The 19,571-nt window shown below is 71.1% G+C and carries 10 protein-coding genes; all 10 read right to left on the bottom strand.

Features of this window, described 5'->3' with window-relative positions:
- The coding region (locus tag ACFV8T_RS41020) for an amino acid adenylation domain-containing protein (protein ID WP_385337785.1) at window positions 1–5,285 on the bottom strand (5,285 nt) is incomplete at its 3' end.
- Window positions 5,282–10,288 carry an amino acid adenylation domain-containing protein gene (locus tag ACFV8T_RS41015; RefSeq protein WP_385337782.1) on the bottom strand — a complete coding sequence of 1,669 codons (5,007 nt, stop codon included), beginning with the start codon at window positions 10,286–10,288 and terminating at the stop codon, window positions 5,282–5,284. The genes ACFV8T_RS41015 and ACFV8T_RS41020, both read right to left, overlap by 4 nt.
- A 189-nt stretch (window positions 10,289–10,477) precedes the next feature.
- Window positions 10,478–10,714: an MbtH family protein gene (locus ACFV8T_RS41010; protein ID WP_385337779.1), complete on the bottom strand. Its 237-nt coding sequence runs from the start codon at window positions 10,712–10,714 to the stop codon at window positions 10,478–10,480.
- 127 nt (window positions 10,715–10,841) lie between these two features.
- A complete protein-coding gene (locus ACFV8T_RS41005) occupies window positions 10,842–11,885 on the bottom strand; it encodes a MupA/Atu3671 family FMN-dependent luciferase-like monooxygenase (RefSeq protein WP_385337777.1) in 1,044 nt (347 codons plus the stop codon).
- 126 nt (window positions 11,886–12,011) lie between these two features.
- The gene (locus tag ACFV8T_RS41000) at window positions 12,012–13,382 is read right to left on the bottom strand and encodes a condensation domain-containing protein (RefSeq protein WP_385337774.1); all 1,371 of its coding nucleotides are present in this window, start codon (window positions 13,380–13,382) and stop codon (window positions 12,012–12,014) included.
- Complete coding sequence (gene fabG, locus ACFV8T_RS40995) at window positions 13,376–14,125, bottom strand: 3-oxoacyl-[acyl-carrier-protein] reductase (RefSeq protein ID WP_385337771.1); 750 nt, start codon at window positions 14,123–14,125, stop codon at window positions 13,376–13,378. Before fabG ends, ACFV8T_RS41000 begins: the two co-directional genes overlap by 7 nt.
- On the bottom strand, window positions 14,122–15,258 hold the full coding sequence (locus tag ACFV8T_RS40990; RefSeq protein WP_385337768.1) for a beta-ketoacyl synthase N-terminal-like domain-containing protein: 1,137 nt from the start codon (window positions 15,256–15,258) through the stop codon (window positions 14,122–14,124). Before ACFV8T_RS40990 ends, fabG begins: the two co-directional genes overlap by 4 nt.
- Entirely contained in the window at window positions 15,255–16,517 is a 1,263-nt protein-coding gene (locus ACFV8T_RS40985; protein ID WP_385337765.1) for a beta-ketoacyl-[acyl-carrier-protein] synthase family protein, read from the bottom strand. The genes ACFV8T_RS40990 and ACFV8T_RS40985 overlap by 4 nt, the downstream gene beginning before the upstream one ends.
- Window positions 16,514–16,783, bottom strand: coding sequence for an acyl carrier protein (locus ACFV8T_RS40980; RefSeq protein WP_385337763.1), 270 nt, complete (start codon window positions 16,781–16,783; stop codon window positions 16,514–16,516). Before ACFV8T_RS40980 ends, ACFV8T_RS40985 begins: the two co-directional genes overlap by 4 nt.
- Before the next feature lie 242 nt (window positions 16,784–17,025).
- On the bottom strand, window positions 17,026–19,536 hold the full coding sequence (locus ACFV8T_RS40975; protein WP_385337760.1) for an FtsX-like permease family protein: 2,511 nt from the start codon (window positions 19,534–19,536) through the stop codon (window positions 17,026–17,028).
- Between the last annotated feature and the right edge of the window lie 35 nt (window positions 19,537–19,571).

Below are 19,571 nucleotides of genomic sequence, written 5' to 3'. Positions count from 1 at the left end.
ATGTCGAATGAGACGGAGGTGGAGGCGAGCCAGGTTTCGGTGGTGGTGTTGTCGCCGAGTACGCGGCGGATGCCGGTGAGGAGGTTGCCGAGTGCGCCGTGGGTGATCTGGACGCCCTTGGGGCGGCCGGTGGAGCCGGAGGTGTAGAGGAGGTAGGCGATGGCGGCGGGGTCGGTGGGTGTGGGTGTGAATGGTTCGGTGGTGTTCTCGGTGGTGTTTTCGGTGGTGTCGTCGATGAGGATGTGTGGTGTGTTGTTGTGGATTTGTTCTGCGAGTGTGTGGAGGGATTTCTGTGTGATGAGGGTGGTGGGGGTGGCGTCTTCGATGATGCCGGTGAGGCGTGCGGTGGGGTGGGTGGTGTCGAGGGGGAGGTAGGTGGCGCCGGTGCGTTGTACGGCGAGGAGTGCGACGAGGAGGTTGACGTCTCGTTCGAGCAGGACGGCGGCTATGTCGCCGGGGCCCAGGCCGAGGGAGGTGAGGTGTGCTGCGAGTCGGGCGGAGCGGTGGTCGAGTTCGGCGTAGGTGAGTGATGTGTCGCCCGAGGTGACTGCTGTCGCGTTGGGGACACGTGCGGCCTGCGCGGTGAACAGTTCCGGCACACAACCCGCCGGGGTTTCGGTGTCGGCGGTGTTCCACCGTTCCAGTACCGACTCCCGCTCACCGGCCGGAAGAAGGGTGGTTCGAGCGTCTCCGTCGGGGTCGGTGGCCATGGCCTCCAGTACCAGCCGGTACATCGCGGCGATCCGCTCCGCGTTCACCGCCGACACCGAACGCCCGTCCGCGGTGACGATGACCTGGCCGCCCCGGCTCGAGACGGTCAGCGGGAACTCGGTGGGGCTGTCGTCGATCGCGGCCTCGTGGTCGACGAGATCGGTGTCGACCTGGTGGAAGTTCTGGTAGTTGAAGTAGACGTGGAGCAACTGGCCACCATCGGCAAGGCGTTGTACGGACGGCATCGGGTACCTGCGGTGCGGCCACAGCTCGACCTCGGCAGCGAATACCTGGGTCACCAGCTCGCGCCAGGTCGCGGCACGGCCCGCCTCGAACGGGAACGGCAGCGTGTTGAGGTACATGCCGTAGACGCGGTCGGCGCCGGGCAGCTCGGGACGGGCGTCGCACACGAGCCCGGTGTGGAAGGCGGTCTCGTCCGTCAGCTGGCTCATCACCTTCAGGTGCGCCGCCAGCAGCACGCTCTTCATCGACACCCCGGCTCGCGCGGCGAACGCGCGCAGCCGGTCTTCCAGATCGCTGACCGGGATCGCGGCCTGGTGGGTGGTGCGGGCCGTGTCGGTGCCGTCGCCCCAGCCGGAGGGGACCTTCAGCGGTGCGTGGTCGGTGACGACGCGTGACCAGTACGCACGGTCGTTCTCGTCGTCCAGGGCGTCGAGTTCGGCGGCGATGAAATCGACGAACCGGGTCCCAGGACGCTCGGGCTCCTCGACCGAACGGCCGTCACGGAGGGCGCCGTACACATCGAGGATCTCCATCAGCATGGAGTGGTGGCTCCACCCCTCCAGAACGGGGTGGCACTCGGTGATGGACAACCACCAACTGCCGTTGTCCGTGTCGTGGGCGAACAGCCGCATCAGGGCGGGGACGGCGAGGTCGAAGACGCGGGCGCGTTCACGGACGGTGTACGCGCGTACGGCGTCCCTGATCCCCTCCTCGGCCAGGCCGTGCAGCGACTGAGTGCCCACGGACATCTCGGCGTACTCGTGGACCAGCTGCATCGGGATGGAGTAGCCGGTCAGAGACAGCGAGGTGCGCAGTACCTCGTGCCGGGCCACGACGATCCGCGCCGCCTCGACCAGCGACGGGTGGTCGTAGGGGCGTTCGTCGCGGATCCGGAAGCTGGTGACGTTGTGGTAATTGTTCTGCCCGTTGTCGATGGACATCTCGAGCACCATGCCGGCCTGCATCTGGGAGAGCGGGTAGGCGTCGGCCACCCCTTCGGGCAGCCGCGCCCGGTCCTCCGCGTCGATGAGCGTGAACGGCCGTACGGGGTCGGGGACCACCGCGGGGGCGGAGCGGCCGGTGAGCAGTTCGGCGAGGCGGGCGACGGTGCGGTACTCGAAGACGTCGCGGACGGTGATGTCATGACCGGCCGAGCGGACCGCGCCGACCAGGGCGACGGCCCGGATGGAGTCGCCGCCGAGGTCGAAGAACCCGTCGTCGACACCGACCTTGTCCAGGCCGAGTTCCTGCGCCCAGACCGCAGCCAGACGTTCCTCGGTGGGCGTACGTGGTGCGGTGTAGGTGCCGCCGGCCCGGCGGGCATCGCCGCTCGGGGCGGGCAGGGCGCGCCGGTCGAGTTTGCCGTTGGTGGTGAGCGGCAGCCGCTCCAGGGCGACGAAGGCGGCCGGCACCATGTACGGCGGCAGCCGGACGCCCAGGAGTTCACGCAGCTCGGCCGGCTCGCAGGAGGCATCCGGGGCCGACACTGTGTAGGCAACCAGCTCCTTCTGGCCCGGGACGTCCTCGCGGAGCACGACGACCGCGTCGCGCACCGGGTCGAGCTCCATCAACGCGGCCTGGATCTCGCCGAGTTCGACGCGGTAGCCGCGGATCTTGACCTGGCCGTCGGCGCGGCCCCAAAACTCCAGGGAGCCGTCGGGCAGGCGCCGCGCGATGTCGCCGCTGCGGTAGAGGCGGGAGCCGGACGGGCCGTAGGGGTCGGGTACGAAGCGTTCCGCGGTCAGCGCAGGCCGGCCCAGATAGCCGCGGGCCACACCTGGACCTGCGACGTGGATCTCGCCGAAGACGCCGATGGGGACCGGCTCGCCCCAGGTGTCGAGGAGATGCACCCTGAGGTCGTCGAGGGGGACGCCGACGGGATTGCCGGCGTCGGGGCTCAGGTCCGCGGGGCCCACCTTGTAGTAGGTGGTGTGGACCGTGGTCTCGGTGATTCCGTACATGTTGAGCAGGGCCGGGCGGTCCAGGCCGAGCCGGTCCACCCAGGGCTGCAGGTCGGGGACATGCAGCTTCTCGCCGGCGAAGACGATGGCGCGCAGCCGCAGCCTCTCGATGCGTTCATCGCCGTCGGCGGCCGCGGACACCAGCGCACGGAACGCGGACGGCGTCTGGTTGAGCACGGTGACCTGCTGCTCGACGAGCAGGTCGAGGAACTCGTCCGGCGAACGGGTCACGGCGGCGGGAACGACCACGAGCCGGCCGCCGTGCAGCAGGGCCCCCCACATCTCCCATACGGAGACGTCGAAGGCGTAGCTGTGGAAGAGCGGCCAGACGTCGTCGTCGGCGAATCCGTAGTGGCGGTAGGCGCTGGTCAGCAGCCGCAGGACATTGCGGTGACTGAGGCAGACGCCCTTGGGGCGGCCGGTGGAGCCGGAGGTGTAGATGACGTAGATCAGCTGATCGGGGTGGCCCGCACGGGCCGGATCCGTCTCCGGCAGTGCTGCCCAGGCCTCGGTCTCGCGTTCCTGGTCCAGGATCACCAGTCGGCCGTCGTGGATGCTCTCCACCGTGGTCACGTGCGCGGACTCGGTCAGTATGACGACGGGCCCTGCGTCGGCGACGACGTAGCCAAGGCGCTCGGCCGGGTTGGCCGGGTCGAGCGGGAGGTATCCGGCGCCGGACTTCAGGACACCGAGGATCGCGGGGATCAGCTCGGGCCCGCGCTCCACGCAGATGCCGACGAGCCGGTCGGGCCCCGCACCGAGGGCGATCAGCCGGTGCGCGATCCGGTTGGCACGGGCATTGAGCTCGGCGTAGCTGAGGGCGGTGCCGTCGGCGACGACCGCGATCGCGTCGGGGGTGGCCGCGGCCTGCGCCTCGAAGGCTTCGTGGACGAGGCGAGTGTCGGCCGCATCGGTGGTGAGCGGGTCGATGAGGACGGCGAGTTCGGTCTCGTCGAGGACGGTCAGCTCGGAGAGCCGGGCCTCCGGGGTGTCCACCACGGAGCGCAGCAGGCGCACCATGTGGCGGGCGAACCGCTCGGCAGTCGCCGGGTCGAAGAGCGCGGTGGCGTACTCGAACTGGCCGTGCAGGGACCCCTCCGGGGACTCCTCGATCTGCAACTGGAGGTCGAACCGGGCCACGGAGGTGGGCACGTCGAAGGCCTCTACGCGCACGCCTGGCAGGTCGTAGGCGGTCGTGCGGGACTCGTGCAGGGTGAACGCGGCCTGGAAGAGCGGTGTGCGCGAGAGGTCACGCTCGGGCTGGAGCTCGTCCACCAGGCGTGCGAACGGCGTCTCCTGATGGTCGAAGGCGTCCAGGACGGCCGCGCGGCTCCGCTCCAGCAAGCTGCTGAACCGGACGTCGCCGTCCCACACGGCCCGCATCACCAGGCTGTTGATGCCGTAGCCGATCAGCTGTTGCAGCTCCGGGCGTACGCGTCCGGAGACGACGGTGCCGACCGCGATGTCGGTGCTCGCCGTGTACTTGGACAGCAGGGCCTGGTAGGCCGTGAGCAGCACCGTGAACAGCGTGGTGCCATGGGCGGCGGCCAGGTCACGCAGCCGCGCGGACAGCTCGTCCGGCAGAGCGAATCGGGTGGTCGCGCCGGCCGTGTCACGTACCGGCGGGCGCGGTCGGTCGGTGGGGAGTTCGAGCGGGACCATGCCCCGGAGCTGTTCCTGCCAGTAGGCGAGGTGTGAGACGAGCGCGGGCCCGTCCATGCGTCCGGCCTGCCACTCGGCGTAGTCGGCGTACTGCACCGGCAGCGCCGTGCCGGCCTGTTCGCCCCGGCAGGAGGCGCTGAGATCACGGGCGAAGATCTGGGTGGACCAGGCGTCGCAGGCGATGTGATGGAAGAGCAGGGCAAGGACCCAGTCGTGGTCGCTCAGCCGGAAAAGATGGACCCGCAGCGGCCATTCGGCACCCAGATCGAAGGGGACGCGGGCACAGGCCGCGGCCCGGGTGCGGGCCTCGGCCTCGCGCTCGTCGAGGGGCAGCGAACCGAGGTCGGTGGTGGTGAAGGGCACGAGTCCGGCCGGGTCGATGAGCTGAACCGGGCGGCCGGCCACGAAGTCGTAGCGGGTACGCAGAATCTCGTGGCGGGCGGCGACCGCGTCCACGGCCCGGCGCAGCGCGGTCTCGTCCAGCGGCCCGGTAAGCCGCAGAACCAGCGGGACGACGTACTCGTGGCTGTCCGGCTCCATACGCTGCAGGAACCACATCTGCTGCTGGCCCGGGGACAGCCGCAGCGGCTGCTCCCGGTCGGCGCGCGGGATTTCCGGCTGCTGTTCGGTGGTACGGCCCGACAACCGGCGCAGCAGTTCGGCTCGCAGGCGGTCGCCGGTGGAGGGGTGCTCTGCGCCGGTGGTCATGCGGAGTGCTCCTTGGTCTGCGAGGAGTGGGGGAGGGTCGGGGAGGACTGGTCGGCGTCCGCGCTGTCGAGTTCGGCCTGTACGAGCGCCTCGACGGCGCGGGCGAGCCGGGCCACGGTGGGTTCTTCGAAGAGGGCGCGCAGTGGCAGCGCGACCTGGAACTCGTTCTGGATCGCGGAGATCAGGCGGATACCGAGGATGGAGTTGCCGCCGTTGTGGAAGAAGTCGTCGTTCATGCCGGGTTCCCGGCCGAGCAGGCCGCTCCAGACGGCGGCGATCCGCTCCTCGACGATGTCGCGCGGGCCGGTGTGCCCGTCCGTGACGGCCTCGGCGGGGTTCGGCAGCGCGGCCCGGTCGAGCTTGCCGTTCGGCGTCAGCGGAACGGCGTCGATCGCCATGAACTCGGTGGGGACCATGTACGCGGGAAGCAACCGGGCGCAGTACGCGGTCAGCTCGTCGGCCGCCGGAAGCTGCGGTCCGGCAGGTACCGCGTAGGCGGTCAGACCCTGGCCGGCGAGGACGACGGCCTCGCGGACCCGGGGGTGGGAGACCAGGACCGACTCGATCTCGCCGGGTTCGACGCGGTGGCCGCGTACCTTGATCTGGTGGTCGATGCGGCCCTGGAACTCCACAGTTCCGTCGGGGAGTTGCCGGGCCAGGTCACCGGTGCGGTAGATGCGGTCGCCGGGCCGGCCGCAGGGGTCGGGCACAAAGCGCTCGGCGGTCTGGCCGGGCCGGCCGGTGTAGCCGCGGGCGACGCCGGTGCCACCGACGTACAGCTCGCCGACACCGCCCAGCGGCACAGGGCGAAGTTCACTGTCGAGGACGTACATCGACATGCCGGGCAGGGGGCGCCCAATGGGCACGGTGCCCTCGACCGGCCCGTCGACCGGATGCACACAGGTACCGACGGAGCACTCGGTGGGTCCGTACTCATTGACGAGACGGCCCGGCCCGAGCAGCTCCAGCCAGCGCGAGGCGGCCTCGCCCGGGAAGACCTCGCCCGCCACCACGACCACCTCGGCCAGGTTTGCGGCCTGGGTGTCGGTCAGCTGGTGGGAGAGGATCTCCAGGTGGCCGGGGGTCAGTTTGAGGAAGCTGTACGGTGCGTGGGCGTCGAGCGTCGCCCCGAGGTCGGCGAGGTCGAGGTCCGCGGGCAGCAGATGCAGCGGCTGACCGGCGGCCAGCGCCGCGTACAGGTTGGGCACCACGAGGTCGTAGGCGGCGGAGGAGAACAGAGCCGCGCCCGTACCGCTGCGGCCGGCCAGGTCCCGGGCCGCCCAGGCGACGTGGTTGGCCAGACCCCGGTGTTCGACCCGCACGCCCTTGGGGCGGCCGGTGGAGCCGGAGGTGAAGATCACATAGGCGGTGGCCCGCGGGTCGAGCTGACGCGCGGGCGGTTCGGACGGCAGCTCCCGCAGCAGTTCGCGGTCACGGTCCAGGACCACGAGTTCACCGGGGAACAGGTGTGCCACCCGGGCGCCGTGCGCCGCCGAAGTGATCAGTACGCCCGCACCCGCGTCGGCGAGCATCGTGGCGATGCGCTCGGCGGGGTGCTCGGGGTCCAGCGGAAGATAGCCGGCGCCGGCCTTCCAACTGCCGAGGAACGTGCTGATCAGGTCCGGTCCGCGGTCGAGCAGGACACCGACCACGGACTCGGTGCCGACGCCGGAGCGGCGCAGCCGGTGCGCGATCCGGTTGGCGGCGGCGTCCAGTTCGCCGAAGGTGACGGTCTGTGCCCCACGGAGCGCGGTGGTGCCCGGCTGCTCGGCCGCCCGGACCTCGATCATCTCCAGGACGGTACGGTCCTCGGGGTCGGCGAGAGTCTCGCCCGCGCCCCGGTTGAAAGTCACCAGCTGGCGGTGGCGCTCCTCGTCGGTGAGCACTTCCAGATCGGCGAGCCGGGTCGACGGGGTCGCCACCGCCCGGGTCAGGAGCCGGACCAACTGGGCACCGAACCGTTCGACGGTGGCGTGCTCGAACAAGGCCGTGGAGTACTCCAGCACACCGGTGATCGCGCCGTCCGGGCCGGGCCTCAGAAACAGGCTGAGGTCGGTCTTGGCGATCCGCCAGGAGTCACCGAGCTCGGCCAGGTCGGCGAAGTCGATCCCCGCCGTGGTGAGTTCGGCGTCGAGAAGGTCGAAGGCCGCCTGGTAGACGGGGGTGCGGGACAGGTCGCGACCGTCCTGGACCTCCTCGACGAGCCGGTCGAAGGGCAGGTCCTGGTGGGCGAACGCGTCCAGTGCCACGGCGCGCACCCGGCGCAGTGCCTCATCGAATCCGAGGGCGCCATCCATGTCGCAGCGCAGCGGAAGGGAGTTGAGGAAGAAGCCGACGAGGTTCTCGGTCTCGGGCCGGGTGCGGCCGACGACCGGGGTGCCGACGACGATGTCGCTCTCCCCGCTGTGCCGGGCGAGCAGCGTGGCGAACGCGGTGAGCAGTGTCATGAACAGGGTGGCGCCTTGCTCGCGCCCCAGGTCCGTCAGCGGGCGCACCAGTTCGGCCGGGATGGTCAGCGGGACAACGGCACCGCGGTGGTCGCGCCGGGCGGGGCGCCGGTGGTCGGTGGGCAGCGGCAGCGGGGTGTGACCCGCGAGGGTCTCCCGCCAGTGGGCGGCGTGGGCCGACAGCCGGTCCTCGGTGAGCCGGGCCCGCTGCCAGGCCGCGTAGTCGACGTACCCGAAGGGAAGTTCGGGCAGGTCGGGAGTGCGATCACAGGCGAATGCCGAGTGTGCCTCGGTGAACTCGCGCTCAAGGATCACCGACGACCAGCCGTCGCAGGCGATGTGGTGGACCGTGATTACCAGCAGCGGAGCGCCCTCCGGGAAGCGGACCAGGGCGGCCCGCCACAGCGGGCCCCGCTCCAGGTCGAATCCCTGAGCGAACCGCTCGGCCAGCAGGTCGCCCAGCGCGGACCGTTCGGCGGTGATCTCCGTCAGCTCGACCTGGCCAGGCGCCACCACACACGGACCCTGCTCGGCGAGGTCGGCCGGGAAGCGGGTGCGCAGCGCCTCGTGCCTCTGTTCCAGCAGGTCCAGGGCGCGCATGACGTCCTCGGTGCGGGCCCCTTCCGGCAGGTCGATCAGCAAAGGAGAGACCCACTCGGCGCTGCCGGGTTCCAGCCGGTCGAGGACGGCCAGGCGCTGCTGGCCGAAGGAGAGCGGCAGACGCCCCTCCCGGGGGACGGTGGCGAACGGCTGGTCGGCCGACGCCTCGGCGATCAGCTTCGCCTGCGCATGAAGCGTGGAGGAGGTGAACAGGGAGGCGAGTTCGACCGCGGCGCCGGACCGCTCCCGCAGGAGTGCGGCGAGTCGGGTCAGGGTGAGCGAGGTGCCGCCGAGCTGGAAGAAGTCGTCGTGGATCCCGGGGGCGGCCACGCCGAGCACCTCGGTCCACATCGCGGCCACGGCGCGTTCCTCGGCGGTGCGCGGCGCGATGTGCTCGACCTCGGTGGACAGTTCCGGCGCCGGGGCGGGCAGCGAGCCCCGGTCGACCTTTCCGTTGGCGGTCAGTGGCAGCTCGGTGAGCTGGATCAGTTGGGTGGGAACGAGCGCTGCCGGTAGCCGGCCCGACAGGAAGGCCCGCCAGCCGCGCGGCGGGTGCCCGTCGCCGGTGACGCTGTAGGCGACCAGGCGGTTCCCGCCGTCATGGGCGGGCGCGGCGACGACGACGCACGCCTCGACGTCCGGGTGCGTCACCAGGGCCGCGGAGACCTCGCCCGGTTCCACCCGGACCCCGTTGACCTTGACCTGCTCGTCGGCGCGGCCCCGGTATTCCAGGGTCCGGTCCGAACGCCATCGAACCAGGTCGCCGGTGCGGTAGAGCCGGGAGCCGGGCGGCCCGTAGGGGTCCGGCACGAAACGCTCGGCAGTCAGTCCCGGGCGGTCCAGGTAGCCGCGGGCCACACCGGCGCCGGCGGCGTACAGCTCGCCGATGACCCCGACCGGTACCGGACGCCCATTGGGATCGAGGACCAGCACCCGCATGCCGTCGAGAGGGCGACCGATCGGGACGGGGCCGCTGTCCTGCCCGGCGGCGTAGGCGTGGGCAGTGATGTCGATGGAGCACTCGGTCGGACCGTACGTGTTCCAGATACGCAGTTCCGTGCCGGCGCAGCGGTCCAGGGCGCGGCGGCACAGTTCGGCGTGGAGCGGTTCACCGGCCGAGAACAGCAGCCGCAGACCGGTGAGATCCGCCCAGGCGGGCTCGTCGACGAGCAGCCGCAGCACCGACGGCACCACCTGCAGCACGGTGATGTTCCGGTCCACCGCGCAGCGCACCAGGGCAGCCGGGTCACGTTCGGCACCCACCGGAGCGAGGACCAGGGTCGCCCCACTGACCAGCGGCGCGAACACCTCCCAGGTGGCGGCGTCGAAGCCCATGGTGGTTTTCTGCAGCACCCGGTCGCCGGGGCCGATGCCGTGCTCACGCACGCTCCACCGGACCCGGTTGGCGATGCCCTCGTGGGTGACGACCACACCCTTGGGACGGCCGGTGGAGCCGGAGGTGTACACGGCGTACGCGGCACCGTCGAGGTCGGCGTGGGTGTCCGGGGCGTCGGTGGGCAGGACGGCCAGGGTCTCGCGCTGCTCGGCCAGCCCGAGCGCCGGCACGCCGAACAGCGTTCCGGCGGGCGCGGACTCGGTCACCACCAGGGCGAGCCGGGCGTCCTTGGCCATCCACTCCAGCCGTTCGGCCGGATGCGCCGGGTCGAGCGGTACATAGGCCGCACCGGCCTTCCACACCGCGAGGAGGCTGACGACGAGGTCGAGGCCGCGGTGCAGGTGCACGCCGACCAACGACTCGCGGGTGACCCCCGACCGCCTGAGCAGCACTGCGAGCCGACGCGCGCGTGCCTCGAGGTCGGCGTAGCTGTGGGAGTCCCCGGTCGCGGTGACGACCGCGACGGCGTCCGGCGTCCAGACAGTCTGCTGCGCGACGACTTCGGCGAGCGTCGCGAGATGGGTGTCGGTTGCGTCGTCCTGACGTATCTGCGTGGTCATCTTGGGATTCCTCTGCTGGACAGCTGCGGCCGAACGGCGGTGCACGGCGGGTCGGGGAGCGCGGCAGGACACGTGCGCATCCGGACGGCGGATGCCCGCCGTGCGGCGAAGGCGTGGAAGCGGGCGTCGGGGCCGGAAGGCAAAAGGGAGCGCCGACCCGGCGGGGGATCCGGGCCGGCGCGGTCGGGGTCAGGAAGCGAGACGGTCGCGCTCGTCCTGGCTCTGCTTCATGCGCAGGCGGAGACTGAGCGGACGCATGTCGGTCCAGATCTCCTCGATCCGCTGCAGGCACGCCGCCTTGGGGCCCTCGGTGCCCTCCGCCTGCCAGCCGGCGGGAAGGTCACGGTCGGCCCACCAGATCGAGTACTGCTCCTCGTCGTTGCGGACCACGCGATAGGCGCGCTCGTCGTTGTGGCTCTCACTCATGGTGGATGACTCCCTGTCGGATGATGATGTGCCGGCCGGCTACGCGGCCTGCGCCCGGTACAACTGTTCGGTGGGCGGCTATATCGCGCCCATACGCCGGAGCCTTTTTCCCGGCCGGAGCGGTTTCTCAGCCGCGGCGGTTCTTCAGATCGGCGAGGAACTCCAGGCTCTTGAGCGTCTGTTCGACGCCGACGCCGAAGTCGACGAGGCAGCCGATCTCGTCGACGCCGGCCTCGTCCAGGAGGTCCACCACACGCTCGCCCTGCTCAACGGTGCCGAACATGCCCTGCCGCTCGAAGAACCGAGTGAATCCGCGCTCGACGAGATAGGCGACGTCGGACTCCTTGATGTCGGCGGAGTCGAAGGTGCCGGGGCGGCTGCCGATGGAGCCGGAGATCAGCCCGAAGGAGGTCTTGAGATAGGCCGAGAGCGGGCCACGCACCAGCTCGCGGACCTCCTCGGTGGAGGCGCCGAGGAAAGTGTGCAGCATCAGCACCACGTGCCCGGAGCCGTCCGAGTGGTGAGCGCGGTACGACTCCCGGTAGGCGGCGATCTTCGTGCGGAGCTCCTCGATGTCCTGGCTGAGCAGGTGCGTGAGGACACCGCCGCCCTGGGCGCCGGCCTTTCGGAAGGTGTCCACGCTGCCGGCACTGGTGATCCAGAAGGGCAGCTCGCGCTGGACAGCCGGCGGGAAGACACGCACCTCGGCAGGCTCGTTCTTACCGTCCGGCAGGGTCACTGACTCCCCACGCCACAGCCTGCGCACGGTCTCGATCGTCTCGTCCATCACCTCGCGGCGCGTGCTGTGCGCGTCGGGACGCATCACGAAGTCGGCGGGGTGCCAGCCGGAGGCGAAGGAGATGCCGACCCGGCCGCCGGAGAGGTTGTCGACGACCGACCAGTCCTCGGCGATCCGCAGCGGGTGGTGCAGGGGCGCCACCACGCTGCCGGCTCTGATCCGAACCCGCTCGGTGGCCATGGCGAGCGCAGCGCCGGTGACCGCCGGGTTGGGGTAGAGGCCGCCGAAACGGTGAAAATGCCGCTCCGGCGTCCATACGGCCGTGAAGCCGTTGCGGTCCGCGAACCGGGCGCCTTCCAGAAGAAGTGCGTAGCGACCCGCGGAATCCGGATCGTCACTGTCGTTTGCGAAATAGAAAAGGCTGAAGTCCACCTCGGCTCCTTGCTGCGAATCGGATACAAAGGGCGGTTCCCGCACCCGAAGAAGACCGTAGAAGCCGGGGATATCGGTGCGGTTTCACCCTTCTTTCGGCTGCCCCGGAGCGGGGCAGCGGGGGCGTCAGGCGCCGCCGAGCGCGAGCAGCGCCGCCAGGTCGTCCTCGTCGGTCAGTGGGACCTCCCCGACCCGCCGGCCGGGGTCGTCCGCCGCGGCCCGCAGAAAACGCTCGTAACAGCGGGCGAAGTGCTCGACGCTCTCGTGGTCGAACAGGTCGGAGTCGTACGTGAGCACTCCGACCAGCCCGTGCACGCCCTGGTGGAGGGTGAGCATCAGGTCCAGCTGCCCCTCCTGGCTGGGCTCGTCGATGCGGCTGACCCGAAGGCCCGCGAACTCCGCCGGTGCGCCCTCCGGCTCTCCCGGCGCCGGCGGCGGGAACTCCGCGTCGAGAGCGCTCATTTGCAGCAGCAGAGCCCCCAGCCGCACCAGGGGCCCACGTCGGCCCGTCACCACCGTGGTGGCCGCCAGCCGGACATGACGCATGCCCTGCAGCAGCTGTCTGCCGCTCTCCGCGGCCAGCGAAGCGAAGGTGGCGTCGGCGCCGACGCGGATCCGGACCGGCATGCTGTTCAAATAGCAGCCGAACACCGTCCGGTCGGGCCGGGCACGCGTGCTCGCCGGCGTCCCGACCATGATGTCCTGCTCGCCCGTCCACCGGGCGAGCAGTGCCTGGTAGGCGGCCAGCAGCAGTGGGAAGGGCCGCGCCCCCACGGACTTGGCGGCCTGCTGCAGATCGTCCGACAGCGCTGCCAGGTCCAGGTGCACGGTGCCGCCCGTGTGGCTCGGCAAGGGGGGACGAGGCCGGTCCGTGGGCAGCTCGGTGGTCACGGCACCGGCCAGCAGCCCGGTCCAGTAGTCGTGGTCGCGCCGCCCGGCCGGGGTACCGGGGTGGGCGGCCTCCTCCGCGACGTACTCGTCGTAACCGCGGGTGAGTTCGGGCAGATCCGGCTCCTCGCCGGCCACCATGGAGCGGTAGACGGCGAAGAGTTCGTGCAGCAACAGGGAGTACGAGGAGAAGTCGCCGGCGATGTGGTGCACGGCCAGGGACAGTGCGAAGTCGTCGTCCCCGTGCCGGTACAGCAGGGCACGCAGTGGGCCGGTGCGTTCCAGGAAGAACGGCAGCCGGGCCGCCTTCGACAGGAGGTCCAGCAGCGAGCCGTCGCTCGCCACCGGTACGTCGACGATCTCCAGCCCGGCGGGCGGATCCTGACGGGGCAGCCGTACGGGTTCGCCGGCCACCTCGTCGAAACACGACCGCAGCACCTCGTGCCGACGGCAGACCAGGTCGAGGGCGCTCGCCAGCGCCTCGGTGTCCAGGCGGCCTCGGATCCGCAGGGAGAGCAGCATGGTGTAGGCGTGGCCGGCCGGGGCCATCCGGTAGGCGGTCCACAGAGCTCGCTGGGCCGCGCTCAGCGGCCGGGGTGCGTTCACCACGACAGCCCTCCGTCCACCTGCAGGACCTGACCGGTGATGTAGGCGGCCCGGTCCGAGACCAGGAACGCGACCAGTTCGGCCACCTCCTCGGGCTGTCCGAACCGGCGCAGCGCGATCGAGCCGAGAAGCTCTCTGGTCACCTTCTCGGACAGCCCCGCGGTCATATCGGTCTCGATGAGTCCCGGAGCCACCACGTTGGCGCGGAGCCCGCTGCGTCCTGCCTCCTTGGCGAGTGCCTTGGTGAAGCCGATGATGCCGGCCTTGGAGGCGGAGTAGTTCGTCTGCCCGGCGTTGCCATGGATGCCGGCCACCGAGGACAGGGTGACCACGGCACCGGTACGACGGCGCATCATCGAGTAGACGACCGCACGGCACAGGTTGAAGGTGCCGTCCAGGTTGGTACGCACCACGTCGTCCCAGGATGCGTCCGGCATCCGGGCCACGGGAGCGTCGCGGATGATGCCGGCCGCCGTCACCAGGGCGTCGACGGGCCCCAGGGTCCGCTCGGTGTCCCTGACGAACTCGACGACACCCTCCCGGTCGGTGACGTCGACGCGGCGGGCCAGTACGTCCGCCCCGTGTACCCTTGCCTGTTTGGCCGTGGCCTCGGCGGCCTCTTGGTCGGACGCATAGCAGAAGGCGATGTCGTAGCCGTCGCGGGCGAGCCGCAGGGCCACCACACGGCCGATGCCGCGTGAGCCGCCACTGATCAGCGCCACCGGTCGCATACCGGTCTCGCTCATGTCGTTCCTCTTCCCATGTGTCGTGTGGGCCGGCCGGCCGGGGCGCCCAGCAGCGCGGCGCCGACCCTGCCGTCGGCCACGAAGGTGATCAGTGCGGGGGCCCGCAAGGGGAGCGGGCCGTTCGCGGCGAGCGCCGCCGCGACCTGGAAGGCCGGCCCGGCGGAACCCGCGTATCCCAGGCGGTGGCCCGGAGCCAGCTGCCGGACGCCATGCTCCGGGCCGCCCAGCAGGCTGATGAGCGCGCTGTTCTCCTGTTCGCCGAGCGGGCCGTCCGGGTCCGAGCGGACTACGAGCGTGAGCTCGTCGCTGCTGGTGCCGGTGTCGGCCAGCAGGTCGGTCACGCAGCGGCGGAGCGCCCCGTCGGCGTCGCCGCCCGACCGCGGGTGGTAGGCGCGGAATCGGCAGCCGAGCAGCGTGGCCAGCGCGGTACGGCCGCGCGCCGCGGCCCCCTCGGCGAGTTCGACCACGAACAGCGCACCGCCCTCCGCGACCGGCGGGGCCGTACCTCCATCGCCGTGCAGCGCCTCTTCCAGCAGGGCCCGGTCCTCGGTGTACTCCTCGGCCGCCCCGACCAGCAGCACCTCCGCCCGGCCTTGGCGCAGCAGTCTGGCCGCCTGACCGAGGGCGAGCAGCCCCCCGGCGGGACCCGCGGTCAGCGTGGTGTTGGGTCCCTTCAGACCGTGCATGATCGCGCTGCGGCTGGCGGCGCAGTTGGTGGCGGTCGAGGGGTACCGGGCCACATCGACGTGAAAGGGCTGCCTCTCACGGTAGGACTGGCCGGTGAACTCCAGAGAGGTCCGGAGGCTGCCGGAGGTGGCCAGCACCATCCCGGTGTCCTCCGGCCTGCTCCCGAGCGAGCCCCCTTGATCCGCGATCACCAGTCCGCTCAGCCGCAGCGTGAGGCGTGTGAGCCGGTCCAGCGAGCGCGTGCCCCGGGTGCCCGGGTAGTCGACCGGGAATCCCGGCACGACACCCGCCCGGACAGGCGTGCCGGGCACGAACTCGCTGTCCACCGTGGTGATCGCGTTCTCTTCGGCGGCCAGCCCGGCCCGGAAGGCATCGGCGCCCTCCCCCCAGGGGGACAGCGCCGACCAGGCGCTGATCACCGGCCGATCGGCCGTGCCGGCTGTCATGGGCTTCCCCCCGTACTCGTCGTCCCTGGTTCGTCGTAACGCCCCAGGATCATCACGGCGTTGTTGCCGCCGAAGGCCATTCCGTTGCTCTGGGTGACGTCCGGCTTCGCAGTCACGGCCACATTGGGCACGCAGTCCACGTCGCACTCCGGGTCAGTCCGCCGGTGGTTGATCGTCGGCGGCAGGAAGCCCTCCGTCATCGCCAGCACGCAGGCGATGGTTCCGAGGGCGCTGGCCGCGCCCAGCGTGTGCCCGAGCATTGACTTCACCGCGCTGGTGGGAGGCAGTGTCGCTCCGAACACCTCACGCAGCGCTGCCGTCTCGACGACGTCGTTGGCCTTGGTCCCGGTGCCGTGCGCGGAGATGTAGCCGACCTGGGCGCCGGTCACACCCGCGTCCCGGTGCGCGGCTCGTACCGAGCGCGCCACCCCGTCGCGCTCCGGCGCGGTCGGGTGGTGGGCGTCGCAGCTGAGTCCGTAGCCCAACACCTCGGCATGGATCCGGGCGCCGCGCGCCAGTGCCGCCTCAAGAGGCTCCAGCACGAGCATGCCGGCGCCCTCGGCGACGATCATCCCCTTCCGTTCGGCGTCGAAGGGCCGGCACACGTCCGGAGCCATCGCGCCGAGCCGGTAGAAGCCCGCGAAGGTCTTGCGCGAGAGCGCGTCCGAGCCGCCGCACAGCGCCACTTCGGCCTCGCAGGCACGCAGCGCGTCCAGGCCCTGTCCCACCGCGTAGTTCCCCGCCGCACAGGCGGTGGGCACGGTGACCGACTCGACGTCCTCCAGCCGCAGTTCGTTGACGACGGCGTCGGACAGCCGCTCGGCCGGTGTACGCAGCGCGATGTCCCGGTCCGGTGCGACCTGGCCGGTCCGGTGGCGGATCTCGGCCAGCTGGTCGATCTCCCTGGCACCGCCGTCGGTGGTGCCGACGGAAACGAGTACCCGGTGGCGGCGCAGTTCCTCCGCGTCGAGGCCGGCCTCCTGAATGGCCAGCCGGGTGGCCGCCACAGCGAACTGGGCGGCCCTTCCGTACTCCCGGGAGTCTTCCGTGCGGAACCAGTCCGCGGCCTCGAAGCGGCCGACCTCGCCCGCATTGCAGTGCGCGAAGCCGGCCCGTCCGAACTCCTCAAGAGGCCCGATCCCGCTGCGCCCCGCGCGCAGCGACCGGGCGAAGTCCCCAGCCCCCGTCCCGAGACCGGAGACCACGCCCATGCCGGTGACCACGATTCGTCGGCCACCCGCTCTCCGGCTGGTCGTCACTTCGTTCCGCGCTCCGCGACGACGGCGTACACGCCGTCCAGGTTGATCATGCCTTCGATCGGCGCGGTGGACAGGTCGAAGCCGAGGAGCCGCTCCATCTCGGCCAGGATCTCGATGGTGCGGAGCGAGTCCGCGTCGAGGTCTTCCACGAAGAGGGTCGTGCCGGTGACGTCCGCGGGATCCACTTCGAGGACGTCACAGACGATCTTCTTGATCGCCGCTCTGGTCTCCGTACTCAGTCCCTCGCCGGCTCTGGCTGCGCTCATGTCGGTCTCCCGGGTTTTCTCGGTGGAGAGCTCTGGGTGAGCTCAGGGAGATCCTGCGACGATGAGCTATCCGCCCCCTATAAGTGGCCGTCAATCACCCTTTTCCCGGGGCAGGTTGGCCGACAGGTGACTGCCGCGTACGGAGTGTGCCTGCTACGCGCGCCCCGTTCATGGAGCGACGACGGCTCCTGCTCGCGGAAGCCGCCGTCGCGGATGTGCGCAGGTCGTGCCGGGCGGCTCGTTCACTCCGTCGTGGTCAGCCTGACCGCAGGAGTACGCAGCGCCACCCAGGCAGGCAGCACCGTGGCCAACAGCGCCACCACCGCGCAGACGCCCGCGGTCAGCGCGAACGGCAGCCCCGGCAGCGTCACCCGCGTGCTCACCACCAGTTGTTGCAGCCCGGCCCACAACCCGGCCGCGTTGAGCCCGACTACCACCGCGGCCATCAGCACACCCGTACCGACCACCAGCAGGCTCTCGCCGGCGATCATGCGCAGCAGTTGCCCCGGCGTGGCGCCGCCCAGACGCAGTACGGCCAGTTCACGGGCCCGCTGCCCGGTCGACATCGTCAGGGTGTTGGCCACGGCGACGCCGGTGTAGAGCATCGCGATGCCCCCGACGATCACCAGGGCCATCCGTGTCTGCTGGTTCACGGTGTCGTTCACGGTCGCCCGGTACTCGGTGATCGGCACCGCCCGTGCCGACATGCCGCGGGCGGCCGCGGCCAGATCCCGCTGCACAGCGTCCCTGTCGGCGCCCGCCGCGACTTTGACATGCACCGCGTCCGGCAGTGCCCGGCCGGCGTACTTCGGGGTCAGCACCGCGGCGCTGCCGCCGGCGCTCGCCTTGGTGACGGCCACCACCTTCAGCCTCTTCTTCGTACCGTCCGCGAGCCACACCGTCACGGCTTCGCCCACATGCCGGTTCCACGTCTCGTCCACGACGATCGAGTTGTCGTCCAGCCGGCGCGCGTCACCATGCTCCACCGGCAGTGTCAGCAGACTGCCGATCGCCTTGGGATCGACAGTGAACGCGTCGTACGGCAGCAGGGGCGCTCCGGCCGGGAACACCAGCAGGTTGCGGCCGGGGATCGTGTACACGCCGGTCGGCACGGTGGTGGCCGATTCGATGCCCGGCACCGCCCGCACCTTGTCCACCACGGCCCGGCTCAGGCCCGGAGTGCCGTCCGGTGTCACCACGAAGTCGTTGGAACGCACCCGCTCGTACGCCTCGCTGTGGGCCACCTCGGACAGCGTTCCGGAGGTACTCCACAACGCGGAGAAGAGACCTACCGTGATCAGGACCGGTGCCACCGTGGCCGCGGTCCGGCGCAGCGCCGTCACCGTGTTGGCGCGCACCAGCATCGGGCCGGCGCCCCGCGACATGGCGAACGGCGCCGTGGTGACCCGGCTGACGAAGGGGATGGCCAACGGGCAGAGCAGCGCACCCGCCAGGATCAGGGCCGGGGCTGCCATCGGTGTGATGTCGCCCCAGTAGGCGGGCGGCAGCAGCGGCGTGGACAGCAGCAGCAGCACGCCGACGGCCAGCGCGGCCAGGCCGGCCAGCCAGCGCACGACGTTCATGGCACGCCGCTCGACCACGGATTCCCGCAGCGCCTCCAGCGGCCGGACGCGGCCCGCCCGCACCACCGCGACACCCGAACCCAGCACCGCGAGCAGCATGCCGATCAGGATGGCGAGGACCAGCACCAACACGGTGCTCCAGCCCAGTCGGACCTGGAACCAGTCGGGCGCGAGCCCCCAGGCGCTCATCCGGCCGGCCAGCACCGGCCCTCCGGCCAGCCCGAGCAGGCATCCCGCGGCCGAGGCCACCGCGCCGACCAGTGCTGCCTCGGCGAGCACCAGCCGTCCGACCTGGACGGGGGTCGCCCCGGTGGCCCGGAGCACGGCGAGCTCCCGGCGGCGCTGGGCCACCGAGAAGGCGAATGTGGTGCCGACCACGAACGCGGCGACGAATGCGGCCACACCCGTCGCCATGCCGAGCATGGTGGACACGCCGACGAGGGCCACTTCGTCGGCGTGGGCGCGCGGATCGGCCTGGGTGCGGTCCGCTCCGGCCAGCACCTGTGCCCGTCCCGCGACGGCGGTGCGTACTTTTTGCTCGTCACCGTAGGAGACCAGCGCGTCCACGCGGGGCGAGAGAGCAGCGGCCTCCGCGTCGGAGAAGAGCAGGGCCGACTCGAAGGAGACGTCTTCGGTCACGCCCGAGACGGTGAACGAATGCGGCCCCGACGCGGTCAGTACGGTCACCTGATCGCCGGGAGAGGCCCCCGACTTCTTGGGCACGGCCACCTGGCCGGGCCCGGACGGCGCCCGGCCGTCGACGAGCCGGTAGCCGCCCAACGCGGCGGACGCCCAGGGGTGCCCGACCTGGTCGGACGGTCCGGAGCGGCTCGCCCCACCGGCTTCGAGCTGGGCGTAGAACGTGCGGTCGGTGGCAGTTCTGCCGACCGCGGAGACATCGCGGACCACCGCCGACGGCAGTCCCCCCGGCTCCTTCAGCGGCTCGCTCTGGGTGCCGCCCCACGGGTCGGGCATGCTCAGGTCCGGCTCGCTGCGGACGATCAGCGGGGCCTTCGACAACCGGCCGGGGCCGTGCTCGTGCGAGGTGATGCTCGCCGCGAGGACGAGGCCCATCGTGGACAGCAGGGCGGCGCCGAGCATCAGCGCGATGAGGGTCCCGGTGAAGGCGGACAGCCGGCTCCGCAGCGTGTACCAGGCAATGTTCAGCATGAAAGGGGGCTCTCCAGTGTTCGCGAGCGCACGAT

The organism is Streptomyces sp. NPDC059832 (genome assembly GCF_042731715.1).
Lineage (GTDB): Bacteria > Actinomycetota > Actinomycetes > Streptomycetales > Streptomycetaceae > Streptomyces.
Note: the sequence above shows the minus strand (reverse complement) of the source record. Positions and strands in the feature narration are given on the sequence as shown.